This window comes from Pediococcus sp. M21F004, from assembly GCF_051122535.1.
GTDB lineage: Bacteria > Bacillota > Bacilli > Lactobacillales > Lactobacillaceae > Pediococcus > Pediococcus inopinatus.
In genome coordinates, this window is record NZ_CP177314.1 from 664,225 (window position 1) to 681,068 (window position 16,844).

The 16,844-nt window shown below is 34.8% G+C and carries 16 protein-coding genes and 1 pseudogene; all 17 read right to left on the reverse strand.

Features of this window, described 5'->3' with window-relative positions:
• Window positions 1-64: 64 nt before the first annotated feature.
• Window positions 65-1,102, reverse strand: coding sequence for an LCP family protein (locus ACLHK8_RS03485; RefSeq protein WP_434520398.1), 1,038 nt, complete (start codon window positions 1,100-1,102; stop codon window positions 65-67).
• A 136-nt stretch (window positions 1,103-1,238) separates the two neighbouring features.
• Window positions 1,239-2,087, reverse strand: coding sequence for a dTDP-4-dehydrorhamnose reductase (rfbD, locus tag ACLHK8_RS03490; RefSeq protein WP_434520399.1), 849 nt, complete (start codon window positions 2,085-2,087; stop codon window positions 1,239-1,241).
• Between the two features lie 55 nt (window positions 2,088-2,142).
• Entirely contained in the window at window positions 2,143-3,171 is a 1,029-nt protein-coding gene (rfbB, locus tag ACLHK8_RS03495; protein ID WP_434520400.1) for a dTDP-glucose 4,6-dehydratase, read from the reverse strand.
• A 14-nt stretch (window positions 3,172-3,185) separates the two neighbouring features.
• Window positions 3,186-3,767 carry a dTDP-4-dehydrorhamnose 3,5-epimerase gene (rfbC, locus tag ACLHK8_RS03500; RefSeq protein WP_434520401.1) on the reverse strand — a complete coding sequence of 194 codons (582 nt, stop codon included), beginning with the start codon at window positions 3,765-3,767 and terminating at the stop codon, window positions 3,186-3,188.
• Window positions 3,767-4,639 carry a glucose-1-phosphate thymidylyltransferase RfbA gene (gene rfbA, locus ACLHK8_RS03505; RefSeq protein ID WP_434520402.1) on the reverse strand — a complete coding sequence of 291 codons (873 nt, stop codon included), beginning with the start codon at window positions 4,637-4,639 and terminating at the stop codon, window positions 3,767-3,769. The genes rfbC and rfbA overlap by 1 nt, the downstream gene beginning before the upstream one ends.
• Window positions 4,640-4,653: 14 nt before the next feature.
• Window positions 4,654-6,084: a flippase gene (locus ACLHK8_RS03510; protein ID WP_434520403.1), complete on the reverse strand. Its 1,431-nt coding sequence runs from the start codon at window positions 6,082-6,084 to the stop codon at window positions 4,654-4,656.
• A gap of 170 nt (window positions 6,085-6,254) precedes the next feature.
• Window positions 6,255-7,199 (reverse strand): GT-D fold domain-containing glycosyltransferase, encoded by a 945-nt coding sequence (locus ACLHK8_RS03515; protein ID WP_434520404.1) that lies wholly within the window; start codon window positions 7,197-7,199, stop codon window positions 6,255-6,257.
• A gap of 16 nt (window positions 7,200-7,215) precedes the next feature.
• Window positions 7,216-8,361 (reverse strand): hypothetical protein, encoded by a 1,146-nt coding sequence (locus ACLHK8_RS03520; RefSeq protein WP_434520405.1) that lies wholly within the window; start codon window positions 8,359-8,361, stop codon window positions 7,216-7,218.
• A gap of 25 nt (window positions 8,362-8,386) precedes the next feature.
• Window positions 8,387-9,238: a glycosyltransferase gene (locus ACLHK8_RS03525; protein ID WP_434520406.1), complete on the reverse strand. Its 852-nt coding sequence runs from the start codon at window positions 9,236-9,238 to the stop codon at window positions 8,387-8,389.
• Complete coding sequence (locus ACLHK8_RS03530) at window positions 9,235-10,197, reverse strand: beta-1,6-N-acetylglucosaminyltransferase (RefSeq protein ID WP_434520407.1); 963 nt, start codon at window positions 10,195-10,197, stop codon at window positions 9,235-9,237. Before ACLHK8_RS03530 ends, ACLHK8_RS03525 begins: the two co-directional genes overlap by 4 nt.
• Before the next feature lie 77 nt (window positions 10,198-10,274).
• Window positions 10,275-11,435 carry a glycosyltransferase family 4 protein gene (locus ACLHK8_RS03535; protein ID WP_434520408.1) on the reverse strand — a complete coding sequence of 387 codons (1,161 nt, stop codon included), beginning with the start codon at window positions 11,433-11,435 and terminating at the stop codon, window positions 10,275-10,277.
• Window positions 11,432-12,616, reverse strand: a pseudogene (gene cps2T, locus ACLHK8_RS03540) (beta 1-4 rhamnosyltransferase Cps2T). Before cps2T ends, ACLHK8_RS03535 begins: the two are co-directional and overlap by 4 nt.
• A 21-nt stretch (window positions 12,617-12,637) precedes the next feature.
• The gene (locus tag ACLHK8_RS03545) at window positions 12,638-13,306 is read right to left on the reverse strand and encodes a sugar transferase (protein ID WP_434520409.1); all 669 of its coding nucleotides are present in this window, start codon (window positions 13,304-13,306) and stop codon (window positions 12,638-12,640) included.
• 39 nt (window positions 13,307-13,345) lie between these two features.
• Window positions 13,346-14,128 (reverse strand): tyrosine-protein phosphatase, encoded by a 783-nt coding sequence (locus ACLHK8_RS03550; RefSeq protein ID WP_434520490.1) that lies wholly within the window; start codon window positions 14,126-14,128, stop codon window positions 13,346-13,348.
• The gene (locus ACLHK8_RS03555; protein ID WP_434520410.1) at window positions 14,115-14,858 is read right to left on the reverse strand and encodes a CpsD/CapB family tyrosine-protein kinase; all 744 of its coding nucleotides are present in this window, start codon (window positions 14,856-14,858) and stop codon (window positions 14,115-14,117) included. The genes ACLHK8_RS03550 and ACLHK8_RS03555 overlap by 14 nt, the downstream gene beginning before the upstream one ends.
• An 8-nt stretch (window positions 14,859-14,866) precedes the next feature.
• On the reverse strand, window positions 14,867-15,619 hold the full coding sequence (locus tag ACLHK8_RS03560) for a YveK family protein (protein ID WP_434520411.1): 753 nt from the start codon (window positions 15,617-15,619) through the stop codon (window positions 14,867-14,869).
• Window positions 15,620-15,636: 17 nt separating this feature from the next.
• Complete coding sequence (locus ACLHK8_RS03565; protein ID WP_323707301.1) at window positions 15,637-16,776, reverse strand: serine hydrolase domain-containing protein; 1,140 nt, start codon at window positions 16,774-16,776, stop codon at window positions 15,637-15,639.
• Window positions 16,777-16,844 lie beyond the last annotated feature (68 nt).

A 16,844-nucleotide genomic window follows, 5' to 3' on the forward strand; every position in this document is an offset into this window, starting at 1 on the left:
TCCACCAATACGATTTGACAGAGACCCGATAAAACTTAAGTTTTATCTTCGTTTGGCATTTTTTTTAATTTCCTGCATTCACATTAGCACTCTGCACACTACTATCCGAACTGGAACTAGCATCGGACACACTCAATGCAATATTCCCGGTTGTTGCATGATCCAAGCCCAGGTTCTTTCTGTTAAGGTTCGTCACACGCTGTAACTCACTCTTAGCCATCAGTTCCATACTCTGACCATTAACCGTCTGACCAGTTCCTTGCAAATGAGTCTGTGAAACTGATTTGCGTGCGCCAAGATAGTTCTGCGCAATCGCTGATAAGTCGCTAAACGTCAAATCTGTCTTCATCTGGGATGAGACTGAATCCAAGAAGTCCTTATTAAGCAAACTTGAGATTGATCCAGCCTTACTCATAATCGCCATAATCACTTCGCGTTGACGCGTTTGTCTTCCGTAATCCCCATCAGGATCACTATAACGCATTCGTGAATAGGCCAAAGCCTTCTTACCGTTCATCTTAGTAGATTGCCCCTTGGTGAAAGTATAGCCATCATAAGAGAAACTCAACGTAGGTGTGATTGTTACCCCACCAACCGCGTTGACTACTTTTTCCATGCCACCCATGTTCATGACCGCATAGAAATCAATCGGCACATTCAGCATCTCTTGAACCGTCTTAATGGCAGTACCAGAGCTTCCAAACGCATAAGCTGCATTGATCTTCGATGGTGATTCACTCTCGTATCCTGGAATGGTTATACCAGTATCACGGGGAATACTCGTGATCGTTGTTTTGTCCTTCTTAGGATTCAACGTAATCAACATCATCGTATCTGTCCGTCCTTTGTAAGAACGTCCCAACGCACCCGTATCAGTCCCCATAATTAAGATCGAAATGGGACTTTTAGCCTGAATCACAGCATTTGCATTTCGGTTTTTCTTAATCCCAGCACTTTGATACGTATTATCAACCGCATGTTTGATATTGTAGTATTTCCGTGCTGCATATGCCCCCACAGAAACCAACAAAACCAAAATAACTGTCAAAATCACGTTTCTTACTGTATGCTTTCTTTGTTTAGGTTCATGTTCATGTCTCATATCACGCCTCCTGAAAATTAACTATTATCATTGTATGCTACTCCATCGTAAAATTCATTAAATCTTCACAAACTTAACCTTTGTATAAAAATATGTAAGGAAGCAATTTTACTCGCTACCATTATAAACTAAACACTTACTTATCAATAACTGCTAGCATTTGCTTCAAAGCTTCCTGCCACGTTGGAATCTTGAAACCAGTTGCCTTAGTTTTTTCTATGGATAATACTGAATGAGCTGGCCGGGTTGCTTTTTGAGGATATTCTGCAGAAGTTACAGGTTTTACTTCGGTTGCGGTCTCCTTCAAAATTTCTGTAGCAAACTCGAACCAGCTGGCTTGATTGTCGTTACTCAAATTGTAAACGCCGTAAGGAACTTTATTTTCAACTGCATACAACATAAAATCCGCTAATGTCTTAGTCCAAGTTGGCCGACCGACTTGATCGTCTACTACCGTAATCACATCATGAGTTTTTGCCAAGTTTAACATTGTGTACACAAAGTTCTTACCATACTTACCAAACACCCATGAAGTTCTGATAATGTAGTACTTACTCATCGTTTCGCGAACAGCTTTTTCACCTAAACTCTTAGTGCGACCATATTCGCTTTGAGGATTCTGCTTGTCCATTTCCTTATACGTTTCTGGATTTTTGCCATCAAAAACATAGTCCGTACTGATATAAACAAATGTGGCACCAACAGATTCAGCTGCACGAGCAACATTTTGTGTACCAACAACATTCACGTTCTCATCTGTCGTCTTACCGGGTTCTTCCTCAGCAGCGTCCACCGCTGTATATGCAGCGCAATGAAAAACGACGTCAGGTTTATTCATTTGAAAATAGTCGTTTACTTTTTGCCCATCGGTAATGTCCAAAATCTTTGAATTTGTAGCTGCATAACTAATCCCTTTTGAATCCAATAATTTTCTTAGTTCTGTTCCTAATTGTCCGGTAGCCCCTGTGATCAAAATGTTATCCATTCTTGGTTTTCTCCTTTTTTCAAATCAAAAAAGCGGGACATTAGCCCGCTAAATCTTATTGACCGTTTTTAGCATACTTACTTTCAACAGCCTTCTTTTCATCTTTCCACCAATCTTCATGATCAGTGTACCATTGAATTGTGTCCTGCAAACCTTCTTTAAAGTCAGTAAATTCAGGCTTCCAGCCTAACTCAGTACGCAACTTTGTGGAATCAATGGCATAACGCATATCATGACCTGGACGATCCTTAACTTGGTCATAGGCATCGGCAGGTTGGCCCATACCCTCAAGAATCATTTCAAGCACTGTCTTGTTATCTTTTTCACCATCGGCACCAATCAAGTATGTCTCGCCAAGTTTACCTTCATTGAGAATCAACCAAACTGCTCGAGAGTGATCATTCGTGTGAATCCAGTCACGGACATTTTTACCTGATCCATAAAGCTTTGGCCGAATGCCACTTAAAATATTAGTTACCTGCCGAGGAATAAACTTCTCGATATGTTGATAAGGACCATAATTATTGGAACAATTTGAAATTGTCGCCTTTAGTCCAAACGATCTTACCCAAGCACGCACTAATAAATCCGAGCTTGCCTTAGATGAAGAATAAGGACTACTTGGCTTGTAAGGAGAATCGGGTGTGAACTTTTCACCAACTCCTTCACCATGACCTGGTAAATCTTCACGTAAAGGTAAATCTCCAAAGACTTCATCAGTTGAAATATGGTGATAACGCACACCATATTTACGACAGGCCTCAATTAATGTATAGGTGCCAATAATATTGGTCTGAATAAATGGGCTTGGATCAATCAATGAATTGTCGTTATGACTTTCTGCCGCATAATGCACAACGGCGTCGGCATCTTGAACTAACTTATCAACCAACTCTGCATCGGCAACATCACCGACAACCAGCTTCACACGATCTTCAGGAAGACCTGCTAAATTTGCACGATTACCCGCATAAGTAAGTTTGTCCAAAACTGTAATTTTTACATCTGGATGGTTATTCACCACATAATGAACAAAATTAGATCCGATAAAACCTGCACCACCGGTAACAATAATATTTTTCATATTAGGCATCCTTCCTAAATCTCACCATAGACGAATGGATTGTCCTTCTCAAATTCAGTAAATGTTGGTTGCTTGGCATCTTTTTCTGAAGTAATAGCCTGATCAAAATCAATTGGCCAAGTAATGCCTAATTCCGGCGTCTTAAATGAGAACCCACCATCAGCTTCCGCATCGTAATAATTATCACATTTGTATAAGAAGTTAACATCATTTGTTAAAGTTACAAAACCATGGGCAAAACCTTTAGGTACCAACAATTGACGATGATTACTTGCTGAAATAATGTATCCTTCCCATTGTTTATATGTAGGAGATCCTTTACGCACATCAACAATCAAATCTAATACGGCACCGGTAACGACCCGAATTAGCTTTGTTTGCGCTGCTTTTCCCCGTTGGAAATGTAAGCCACGTAATACCCCGGCTTGTGTAGATAAAGACTGATTATCTTGAATAAAATCAAAATTAATCCCAGCTTTTTTAAAATCTTGATCAGAATAAGTTTCTGTAAAGAAGCCACGCTGATCACCAAAAACAGCTGGTTCAATAATTTTAACATCTTGTAATTTTGTAGTTGTTACCTTTAATTTTCCCATTAGTTTTCCTCCGCAATTAATCTCAATAAATACTGTCCATAGTCATTCTTCTTTAACGGCTGAGCTAATTTATAAACTTGTTCTTTATCGATGTACCCCATCCGATAAGCAACCTCTTCTAAACAAGCTACCTTTAAGTTCTGACGTTTCTGGACTGTTTCAATAAAGCCTGATGCTTCATGAAGAGATTCATGAGTTCCGGTATCTAACCAAGCATACCCACGTCCTAACAATTCTACATCAAGTTGTCTACGTTTGAGATACTCTTTATTAATATCTGTAATTTCAAATTCACCTCGTGATGATGGATTTAAATTTTTAGCAATATCCACAACCTGATTATCGTAAAAGTACATGCCAGTAACCGCATAGTTACTTGCGGGATGTTCTGGTTTTTCTTCAATTGACTTTACATGATTATTGTTATCAAATTCAACGACTCCAAACCTTTCCGGGTCATTTACTTGATAACCAAACACAGTTGCTCCTTGTGTCTTTCGGGCGGAACGCTGAACTAATTCAGATAAACCACTACCGTAATAAATATTATCACCAAGAATTAAGCACACAGAATCATCTCCAATGAAGTCTGCGCCCAAAGTAAAGGCTTGGGCCAAACCATTAGGCTTGGCTTGAATTTTGTAGGTTATATTAATTCCAAATTGTGAACCGTCTTCCAATAATTCCTTAAAACGGGGTGTATCCCGAGGTGTCGAAATCAGTAAAATATCTTTGATCCCCGCTAGCATCATTGTTGATAATGGGTAATAAATCATGGGCTTATCATAAATTGGAATTAATTGCTTTGAAATGGCTTCCGTTATTGGATAAAGTCGTGTACCAGAACCGCCTGCTAGGACTATTCCCTTCATAATCTTTTATCTCCTCATTTTCTTTTATATTTAGTAACAACTTTAGTAATTAAATTCATTAAAAAAGTTGGACGTAAAACTAATAAACAGCTTCCGTAAATAAGCACACCTGTTAACGCATCAAACAAAAGAGTACCTATGCCAAAGCTAATATTTCTATTCAGAAAAAGAACAGTAAAACACATAACTGCCCCCGCAAAAATAAATTTCCAAATTTCATGAAATAGTGATTTTATTTTGATTTCCCCAGAAATTGTGTATAATTCATAACTTGTCACTCCGGCTTCAGAAATTACTGTTGCAACAGCTGCTCCACTAGCCCCCCAAACAAGGATCAAAGGAATGTTTAATATTAAATTTAAAACTGCTCCAATCGTGACAGCAATTGTGTATTCCTTATTTCTATTCTGTGGCAGCAGATATTGGGCTCCAACTACATTACTCCAAGCCATTATTGGAATTACTAAAGCTTCTATCTGCATAATATTTCCAACCATAGAAAAATCTTTTCCAAAAAACCAAACTGCAAAAGACCGAGATATTGCAATAACTCCAAACATCATGGGAATTGCCAATATAGAATCAAAACTAAAGAAAAAGTACAAGGAACTCTTTATTTTTTTAAATTCATGATTAGCATATGCATTAGCAATATGAGGTAACATCACACTACCTGTTGCAGTTATAACCATTAGTAACACTTTGATAAGCTTATCTGCATTATCAAAGTACCCAGCCGCAGTCACTGAATCCATCTTACCAAGCATTGTTTTATTTAAAATTATATAAATATTAATTGAAATTTGTGGCACAAACAAAATCAATGTAGGCCTCAAATGTCGAAACAATCGTAATTTATTTAGAGGCACCGAGACTAAGTACTTTCTTAAATATGGAAACATCGTCAAATTTCCTAGCAAAGTAGAAAATGACAGAATAAAAATATATAATACTAAATCCTTACTATCCCTAATAAACGTAAAAATTGCTAGAACAGAAATTAATTTCACAAAAATATTTCTTATAACAGTCACCTTAAAATCTTCCATACCCATAAAAAACCATGTAATATCAAAGGCAACTGATAAGAGAGCAAAATATTGCATTACAAGAGCTTGTCTATAATCCGAATAAAAAAAAAGAAAAATAAAAAAAATAAATGACACGAACAAAACTGCGATGGCTCTTAAAAACAATACTTCCCAAAATATTTTAGAATATTCATATTTATCACTTCTATGATATGCAGTTTCTCTATTACCATACAGAGAAAATCCTAAGCTTCCAAACAATATGAAAAATTGAATAATTGAATTAGTATACGCATTTACACCTATTCCACTGGGACCTAGGACACGAGAAACATATGGAATGGTTACAAATGGAACTATTAATACAAAAAGTTGATACGAAGAATTCCATAAATAATTTTTTAATACCTTCATTGTTCCTCCTGCATTAAAGCATTCTGTCGTTTTTCAAATCCGATTAAATTAAATATTTCATAATTAATCAGGTTTAATTTTTTAATACAAAATAAACCTTCGTACAAAAAGTTAGCAGAATGTCATAATAAATCGTATTATGTTTTTAATTCCAAATAGCAATCTTTTATTTAATCAATACTATCAACAACCTCATCTAAAAACTTAGGGTTTATTATTGTATTTGTAACCAAATTTCCTCCTTTAACTTCATTGACATATTTTCCTTCAATTGGTTCTTTCTCTTCTGCACACCGTAGAAACCACTCGTACTCTATATCAAGGTGTCCAATATCAATTGCACGTATTCCTGCTTTGCACAAATCAAAACACAAAACCGTTGCAGTTGGACCCAATGCAACTAGAACAATTGCTTTTTTTGTATGATTTTCAATGACACTATTCAGTATCCGATTGTATGAACTAAATGCATTTTCCGCAGGACACAGAATTCGTGTAATGTTTGCTGCATTATCAAGTAAATCATTATTTACACCGAACCTAGTTTCTCGTCCCTCTACAATTAAAACGTCTTTTTTATTCCATAGTTTTTGCAAATTTTTAAAATGCTCTCCGCTATTCTCTTTTTTTTCTCTGTCGATATATGGCCTTGACAAATTAGCATCTAAATAAATGTTTGAACTGTTTAAATAGGAGCTCCATTTTTTCCCATATTTATTTATCAATTTTTCCCAGGCCAAGCCATCAGTCTTACTAAGTTCTCCAACTCCTGAAAAAACATTTGGAATTCCAATTCTATGATTAAGCAAACTACTATTTAAGATTTCTAATAACCGATTACTTAAAATCGGGTCATTTTCCTGAAATTGATAAGAGGAACTCTGGTCTATCCATCTAAATTCTCCATCGCCATAACGACTCAATGAAAAATTAGAATTTACTAACTCATGAATAGAACTATCAATATCTTTTACTCGAGGTGTCTTCATAAAAAACGACGTAATTTTATATTTTATTGAAACTATTGGATGCGTAACCAGAAGATAATTACTAGTATTTATCTTTTGCATTTGTTTGTATAGTTCTAAAGATTTCAGCTTTGATTTGAGTGTCATTAGTTACCTCCTAAAATTACTCGTTTGAACTCTCAACACTCTTAATACCTGCAATAGATATCAATAATATCAAGGTAAAGTTATAGGCTGGAGAATACAGAGTGTTTTCCATCAATCCAACAAAACTCATTATTATAACTGGAATTAAATATGCAAAGTTAGCAGCATTTAACAAGTTTCGTGAATAAGAAATATAAAAATAACAAAAAACAAAAAGTATAACCACTCCATATTTTAATAGCATTGAAATATAACCATTATCCATAACCAAAAAATATGTATTCCTTAAATTCATTGGATCTTGTAACTGAATGTATTGACCAAGTAGCTTCACTGGATAATTTTTAACAAAATATGAAATTAAGTTTAATCTTCCACTAAACAACTGGTCAAGAATATTCCAGAGTCTTGACATAGGGTTATAGAATCTAACTGCAAAATAGCTCAACAATGCTAATATTGGAAAAAGTAATTTAATGAAAAATCCGACCACTCTACTTCGTAACAAAAAGTTTGTTTTTCCCTTAAAAGCGAGCATGAGAATAAGTCCCAGAAACATACCTAAAACGCTTGATCTGGAATTAGTTGTTTCCAAAGTAAACATCATAATACCGACACCCAATGCATAATCAAACACATTTATCTTTTTATATCTAATTACAAAATATTCCAAAAAAATACTTAGTAGTAAAGCTCCAGCTGTATTAGGTTGCAAAAAACCAAAACCGTCACGAACAAAACCATCTGATCTATATAATACAGTACTCCCGATAATACCAATTTTTTCAGAAACTGATACTAAAAGAAAAATAAAAATTCTAAGGAAAAAATCAAGTTTTATAAATCTTTCAAAATCAATATTTTGAGCACCTATTATCATAAAAATAGTAAGCAAAATCACATTATCATTTGCATTCCTATAAGAAACAAAGCCAACAAACACAAAGAAAATAGATAATACCCAGTTTTTCATCTGCATTTTAGAAAAAATAAATAATATACACATAGCCAGCACAATTATATAATAAGAAAAACGATAAATCGTCTCTGCATTATCAAAAAGGGATTGAAAATTACTAGCATAAAATATATAAAACGCAATCATGTACAATAGATACATAGCAAAGTATATCCCAGTTTTTAACTTTTTAGTTAATAACAACAGTATTTCTCTCCAAACAAGATAATTATTTTTTTGTTTTCTTCAAAAACTTTTCTATATAAACAGAATGCATCAAAAACATTTTGAACTGTTTAATTACACCTACTCCATATTTACCAATTAAATATCTATAATTTTCAACATGCTTTTTATCCCTACCAGATCTATCAAGAAAATATAAAAGGGAAAAAGCATCCACCAGTTCCCCGAATCTATTATTTCTATTCTTTTTCTTGTTGGGGTGTGTAATTACAGCGGAGTTCATCAAATAACCAGGTACTACTTTAGACAATCGATATGTGAAATCGTAATCATCAAGTTCAATACCCATTGTTTCATTTATATATATATGATTGTTTCTCACCACGGACATCTTCACTATAATACCCGAATATCCAGCTGCATTTATCTTTGGATCATTGCAATATTTTTTCAAGGGAACAGAATAGAATGTCATTGATTTAGAAAGATTCCCTCTAAAATACCTTAAAGTTTGTTTCCCCTTTTCATCTTTAATTTTAGTTGCAAGAAAGGAAAAATCCGTACAAGAAGCTATGTGTCTCTTAATTTCTTCAACAGTTTTTTCACTGACTATAGAATCTTGATCAACAAAAAAACAATAGTCAAAATTTTTTTTTAACGCCAGTCTCATTCCTTCATTGAAGCCATAGCCAGGCATTGTGTTTCGCTTATTATTTAGCACAAAGACATGATCGTTCTTCAAAAAATCGAATTCTTTTTGATACTCAGAAAGGCCTTTTTCGTCATTTAAATTCAATAAAACGTATACGCCGGAATCCAATAGTATTTTCACATTACTTGCTATATATTTTTCATACAGACCAGGTAAATAAATATTAATAACAGCCAAAATCAATTTTTAAACACCTCGTTTTTATCCAAATATTGGATTAATAATTTGGAATCTTTACTGTTCACTTTTCTTATGAACAAGACATTAGGATTCTTCATGTTTTGCTTTACATAGTGAAGATCACTCAGAGTAAACACTTTATTTAACGACGGATGAATCAGATGTATGTTAGAAAAAAAAGCAACAACGGCCGTTGACTGATGTTTTTTCATATATATATATCTTGGAAAAACTTCTTCTCCTTGTGCAATATTAGCCGATTTAAAACCAGAATTAAAAAAAATAGTGTGGAAAAATTTTTCGTCTGGGGAAAAATAATGTTTCATTTCTTTTTTTAATTTTTTCCCATTACTAGAATGCAAGAAATTCATCGTATACTGCAAAAAATCTTCGTTAAGTGCCCACCACTGTGATCCTTTATAAACATTCCAAGAACAGTTTTGATTGAACCTTATTTTTCCATCTTTTTTTTTGCAAACCAGACCACACGTTTCATTTACAATTCTTCTAACTATTCTAAAAGCAATACCGTTCTTCCCAAGAAAAGGTATATCGTAAATATACCGATTTGTAATTTCTTTTGTAATACTTTCGACTTTTGAACTCATAACATTAAATCCACGTATATAGTTAATATCGTTATTTAGGTGATCAAATATTTGTTTCCCCGAATACAATGGATAATCCTGCCCTGAAATCAATATAATTTTTTTGTATTTATTGTTTTCTTTTAATGCTTTTTCAATTAAGTTTAAAGTTGCATTTATCATCGAATATCCTGCCCAGCGTACATTAACTCTTTTAACAAAATAAACATTTGCCATTTTTTTTAAAAGATTAACATTCATTTTGCTTTTTGAATCTATATGTATAAAAAAATCAGCATGATAGTTCAAGGCAGTCACCAATTTTTCTAACATTTCTGGATCTCCATGAGCAAGTATTAAATACGCTATCTTCACCTAATTTATACCTTCTTTTCAACAATTATTAAGAATATTAAAACAAAAAAGCCACTACAACGAAATATTTTATCAATTTATGATGATGTCAAGTTTTGATATAGCTTTGAGAAATTTAATAAGAAAGTCTCTAAAGAAAAATATTTTTCTTCTTTTATTTTTGAATTATCCCCGTATCGAATTCTAAGTTGCTTATTACCAATCAACGTATTTATTTTTTTTGATAAATCAGGAACGTTCCCAGGCTCGGCCAAAAGACCATTTTCTTTTTCTCCTACCATTTCTGTAATACCTCCATGCCGATAACCAACGATTGATTTCCCACTGGCCATGGCCTCTAGAACAACCGTTGGTAATGGATCAGGATTAGTGCTGGGCAAAACAAAAATGTCAAAAAAGTTATAAAAGCTTGCCGTATCTTTCCTAAAGTCTAAAAGTCTAATCTGACTCTTCACCCCGGAACTTTTTATTTGTACCTCTAGCTCTTCTCTGCGCCATTTCTCTCCATCAAACGTTCCCCCAAGTAAAAACGCATATAAATTTTTATTTTTCTTTAACAACGGAAACATTGCGTTCAAAAAATCTTTTTGTCCCTTCCAAGCGTTAATTCTACCAATCATTCCAACTCGAACACTGTTTTCAGGAATTTCAAGTTCATCGAAAATGTAGTTAAACTTCGCCTGATCTGAATATATGTTATTGTCAATTCCATTATGAATAATCACTATTTTCTTTGCAGATATTAATTTTGAATTTATTAAATGCTGTTTAACAGGTTTGGATACCGCCACAATCTTTTCCGAAAACATTCCTGCTAAAAAGCTTGTCACGAAAAAAACAATTCGTGGTCTTAATATTATTTCATGTACATGCCAGATTAAAGGTACCCTTAATTTTCTCTTTAATGCAATTCCTTCAAGTACAGCTAGAGTATTAATATGAATTAAATCAATTTTTCTTCCCTTAAAAGTGTTTAAGATCTTTTTTATTGATTGTCGATAGAAGTAACAATACTTTAGTATGCCCTTAAAATTCATATACTTTCTTCTAAGAATTGGGTAATCCACTACATGAACCTCAATATTAGCTTCCAACATTTTTGTTTCCAACACACCCGTACTTGGCAACACAACGATTGGATGAAATGATTTTTTGTTCAATCCAGTCACCAATTCTAGCAAAATTTTATCTGATCCATACATCTCTGACCCTGCGTGCAAATACAAGATATTCTTCACCTTTTATCTTCTCCTCCACAAAAAACTTGCTCATATGCCTTCAAGATAATATTCCAAGAATAATTTTTTTCTATTCTTTTTTTGGCAGACTCTCCACTTTTTTTAATATCAACCGGCTTCAAGTTGTCAACATTGTTAATTAATTGTTTTAAGTTATCCGTGCTCTTGTTCCAATAAAACGCCGTATTCTCAGCAACTTCCCTATTAAATCCAACATCATAAAGTAAATTAACATCTGTACTAGCAAGAGCTTCGAGCAGAGAAGGATTCGTTCCGCCAACTGAATGCCCATGTAAATATGCAAAAGCAAGTTCGCGAATTTTCATTAAAAGTTCCGCTTCATAAACAGTTCCTACAAACTTTATACGCGTGTCAGACTCAAAATGTGTGTTCCCCTTTAATACCTCAAAAAATTTATTATGTGCAACGTTTGTAATAATAACAAGATCTTTCCTAGTTGATGAACGCATAAATTCTCTTATCATCGTTTCATAATTATTTTCGGGAACAAATCTTCCGACGATCAAATAATATTTTTTGGGCTGGATGTTAAACTCTTTTAACCATGCGGTAATTTCAGAATTTGCAGCAGTCAAATCAGATTTCTTAACATTTGATCCGTAAGCAATAAATGTTGTTGTAGGTTTATATTTTTTATAAACAGAGTTGATGTACTTTTCGATATTCTTACTATCGCAAATTAGTAAATCAGCATGTTTAACCATCAGCCTTTCAGAAATTTTCCAGTACTTTCTAACTGGAATACTCCACTTGGCTCTCATCCATTCATGACCGTCTGGATTAACATACACTTTGCCACCAATTGCATGCGCCTTCTTAACAATATTTTTCATAAACGGCCCAATCCGACAAGCTAGAATATAAAATATTGGTTTTGAAATATTATGATTTTTAACACACTTAAGTGAGTAGTTTAAAGAGGCTACATCATAATATATTGCTTGCGCTGGTCCAACATCGGGAACATAGATATTAAAACAATCCGCATTATTATGTTCAAAATGAACATGATTTTGTTTTTTCTATTTTGATTTACAAGCCACATGATAATGAATATCACTATTCTTACGGTACTTGGTTAAATATTCTACAAAAGTTTCATATCCACCATAATTTGCAGGGATCCCTTTTGAACCAATGATAAAAACATGCTTTTCCAACTGATATACCTCTTTCTCGGATTAATATGCATCATTAGGTAAAATCATAATTTTAATTGTTTTAAATAAAATTATAGTGTCAAATAAAACGTTACTTCGTTTAATATAGGATAGATCTAGTTCTACCATCTCAGAAAAGCCAATTGAATTTCGTCCGCTTACTTGCCACAGACCTGTGCATCCTGGTTGGACAAGCAATCGTTGTTTATCATATTCCGTATACTCAGCTACTTCTCTGGGCAACGGAGGCCGTGGTCCAACCAGACTCATATCGCCAGTTAAAACGTTATATAATTGAGGTAATTCGTCCAAACTATATTTACGAATAGTTTTTCCTACCTTTGTTATTCGTGGATCTTTCTTAATCTTGAACATTGCTCCATCAACTTCATTTTTATCTAATAATTTTTGAATTTTCTTATCTGCATACACAACCATTGACCGAAATTTATACATCTTAAATGGCCGTCCATTAACTCCTAAACGAATTTGAGAATAAAAAACGGGTGCTCTCCAATCCTCCGATTTAATAAAAATTGCAATAATTAAGAAAGAAGGACTCAAAATAATTAATGCAAGTAAACTAGCAATAAAGTCAAAAAAACGCTTAGCTGCATAATAGATATGGCGCTCATTAACTTTATTCTTATCCAGCCATATTTCTTCCTCATTAGACTTATTCATTTCCATATCATACTCTCCTCTTAGCCTATTCCTTGAAATTACTAATTAAAACAATCCCCAGAGTCCCTTTCTCTTCTTATCATGAACGTGATGGATCTCCCCCGAAATCACATCATCTCCATTTATAATACTCTTTGCATTTTCCCCATATACTTCCACAAACCGTGCGCCTTTTGCTTTTTCAAGCTTCTCAAATGCTTGTGCCATTTTGAAATTACGGCCTTCAAAATTATGTGCGTCAGACGCAAATATAAAACCCAAACCAGCATCAATAATTTGCTCTGTAAACTTTTGAACATGTTTACCGAACACACCGACATAACTACTTGCCGTTAGCTGGGTTAAGCATCCCTGATTCACAAAATCATACAGTTGATCAGGATTTTTCATAAACCCTTGATTACGCTCCGGATGCACTAATACCGGTGTAATTCCTCGTGCTTGCAAGGTAAATAGCATCTGGTTAGTATATTCAGGAACCTCATTATGTGGTAATTCCAATATCAAATATCGATTACCTTCATCGGCAAACAAAATATCATCTTGATCAATGGCCTGCATTAGTTCCCCAGTTATATGTACTTCTTGTCCTGGATAGACTGTTAACTGGATTCCATTTTGATCTAGAGCTTCTTGAAAAGACTTTGTTTTTACAATTACGTCCGCTTTGTGATTTAGATACTCACCATCCATATGATGTGGCGTGAGTAGCATATGAGTAATTCCTTGTTCCACAGCTACCTTTGCGAGCTTCAAAGAGGTTTCCATATCTGGAGACCCATCATCCACACCAGGCAAAATATGACAATGTAAATCAATCATTCTTATCATCTACTCCGTAATAACCGCCATAGTATCCACCATAATAACCAGCAGTTTTATCAGCCTTAAAACGATTCATAACAGTTCCCAGCAAATTTGCGTGAACTGTCTTTAATTGTTCAACGGCATGCGTAACACTACCCTTTTCAGCACGACCTTGAGGAACAACTAAAATCGTTCCATCAGCTTTACTTGCTAGTAATTGAGCATCCGTCACTGTATTGACTGGAGGGGCATCAATAATCACCACATCAAATTCAGTAATTAATCGCTCTAACAGCGACCCAAGATTTCTTGAGTTTAATAATTCTGCAGGATTAGGTGGCACTGGACCACTACTAATAACACTTAAATTAGGAATATTCGTAGTTTGCACAACTTCTTCGTAAACCGCATTATTAGTTAAAAGACTAGATAGTCCAGCTGCATTCAACAGATTAAACGTTCGGTGGGCAGTTGGGCGACGTAAATCCGCATCCACTAACACCACTTTTTGATTCTGTTTAGCCCAAACAACGGCCAGATTGGAACTAACTGTCGACTTGCCTTCGGATGGTTCCGCAGAACTTACGACGAGCGATCTTAATTTCTTATCTGCCGAAGAGAACTGAATATTGGTCCGAATCGTGCGGAACTGTTCAGAAACTACGGAATTGGGATCCGTCACTGTAACCAATCCAACGCCACGTTTTAAATTTTCGTTATCTAATTTATGTTTTTTTCTAAATAATGGCATCTTTTCACCTAAACCCTTCGTCGCATTTTATCTGAGCGTTCCGAACTTGCTGTTTGTTCCCGAACTTGGCGATCAATATCCTTTTGACTAATTTCATTCACAATTCCTAAGCTCGTTAATCCCAAATCATTAGTTAAGTAACTTTCATCCTTAACGGTCTTATCATTGAACTCACTTAGAAAGGCTAGTCCTACACCTAAGATCAAACCCAATACAATTCCGGCAAGAAGATTAAGACTAGTTCGGGGCGATACAGGATGCTCATCGGCAGTTGCTTTGGAGACAATAGTCACATTATTAACACTCATTATTTTACCGATCTTATTTTTAAAAACCGAGGCCGTTTTGTTAGCGACAGATGCTGCGGTATCAGGATCTGTCGACGTGACATTGACAGTAAATACTTGTGAATTAGTCTCCGTTGAAACACTCACATCACTATCTTTTGAACCTGGTTGATTTTGCGTTTGTTTTTTTACAGAATCCTGAATAACTGGACTGGTAATAATATCCTTATATGTACTAATCATTTGAATATCTGCCTGATTAGCCTGTAATTGTGCCCCTTGCATACTGGCATCTAACTTACGGTTAACCAATATTTGTGTGCTTGCACTGTACTTGGGCGTCATGATGAAGAACGTAAAAATGGCTGCCAAAACAGTCACAATCAGTGTTGTACCCAAAATTAACTTAACATGTTTGCGTAGTGTTAATAAAATTTCACTAAATGTCACTACGTTATTGCTTGCTTGATCCATAAAATCCTCCGATTTGTTTATTTAAAAACAGTATTATAAATAATTGGGGCTGTTTGTGTACTCTTAATTCCGGTAGGGACATAGTTAGTTAGTAACACTACCCCATTTTGCTTGCCCGCATCAATTTGGACGCTATCTTGGTATCCACCCAATTGGCCATGGACAGTGAAATAATTTTTACCAGAGTAAACACCACCGACAAAACTAGGCTTGCTACTACCTATTAATTTATCTACATTAGTACTTTTTATGAATTTACCACTCAGAATGTAAAGATACGTGGTTGCCAAATCCCGTGTACTCATGTACATCTGATAAGGGCCAAGTTTTGTACTTTGGACTTTTGCCATTCCCGTAACTGCTACTTTACCACCTGAATAACTATCCTCATACGAAGTTGCCAGTTTATCGCGTTTGGTACTATTCAGCACAAACCCCGTATTTTTCAAGTTCAACTTATCAATTACTTGTGTTTGAATGAACTCTCGATAAGGTTGATCGCTCGCAATTTGAATAATTCCGGACAACAACACATAATTCACAGCCTGATAATCATAACTACCAGTTTGACCGCTGTTTTGAACGTTACGTTCATTCCAACTTAATAAAGTTGGAAAACTATCAGTTCCAGGTGGCGTGGCAGTAATGCTTAGCCCAGAAGTCATATTAAGCAAGTTCTTAACTGTGATCTGCTTAGCCCCACTAATCTTTGGGTAGTATTTACTCAGCTTGTCAGATAATTTAAGTTTCTTTTGTTGACTCAATTTCATTACGGATGCCGCGGTAATCAAATCCTGCGCGGAACCAATCTGATACCTAGTTGTATTAGTATTCTTTGAGCCACCAGGATAGTGACTTCTGCCTGTTGCTGTCAGGTATGTCAACTGCCCTTTTCTAATGATGGCAGTTGACCCAACCAAATTATTTGTTTTTAAAGCTGAATCAACTTTACTGGCAGCTTTATCTTTTTGCGTTGTGACAGGAACTTTATAAGCTGTCTCTAGTTTTTTTGATGAACGAACAGGTTTGCCTGTAAGTTTTTGATAATAACTATGTGCCAAACTATTCGTGTTGTATTTAGCTAATGCAAAACAGCCACCACCAAATACTAACAACACGATTACGATCAAAAGAAACCAAGCTAAGAATTTTTTCATACTGAAAGTCTCCGCTATTATCATTTTTTTAACATAACACTACTTGAGCCTAGCATTCAATTGTAAAC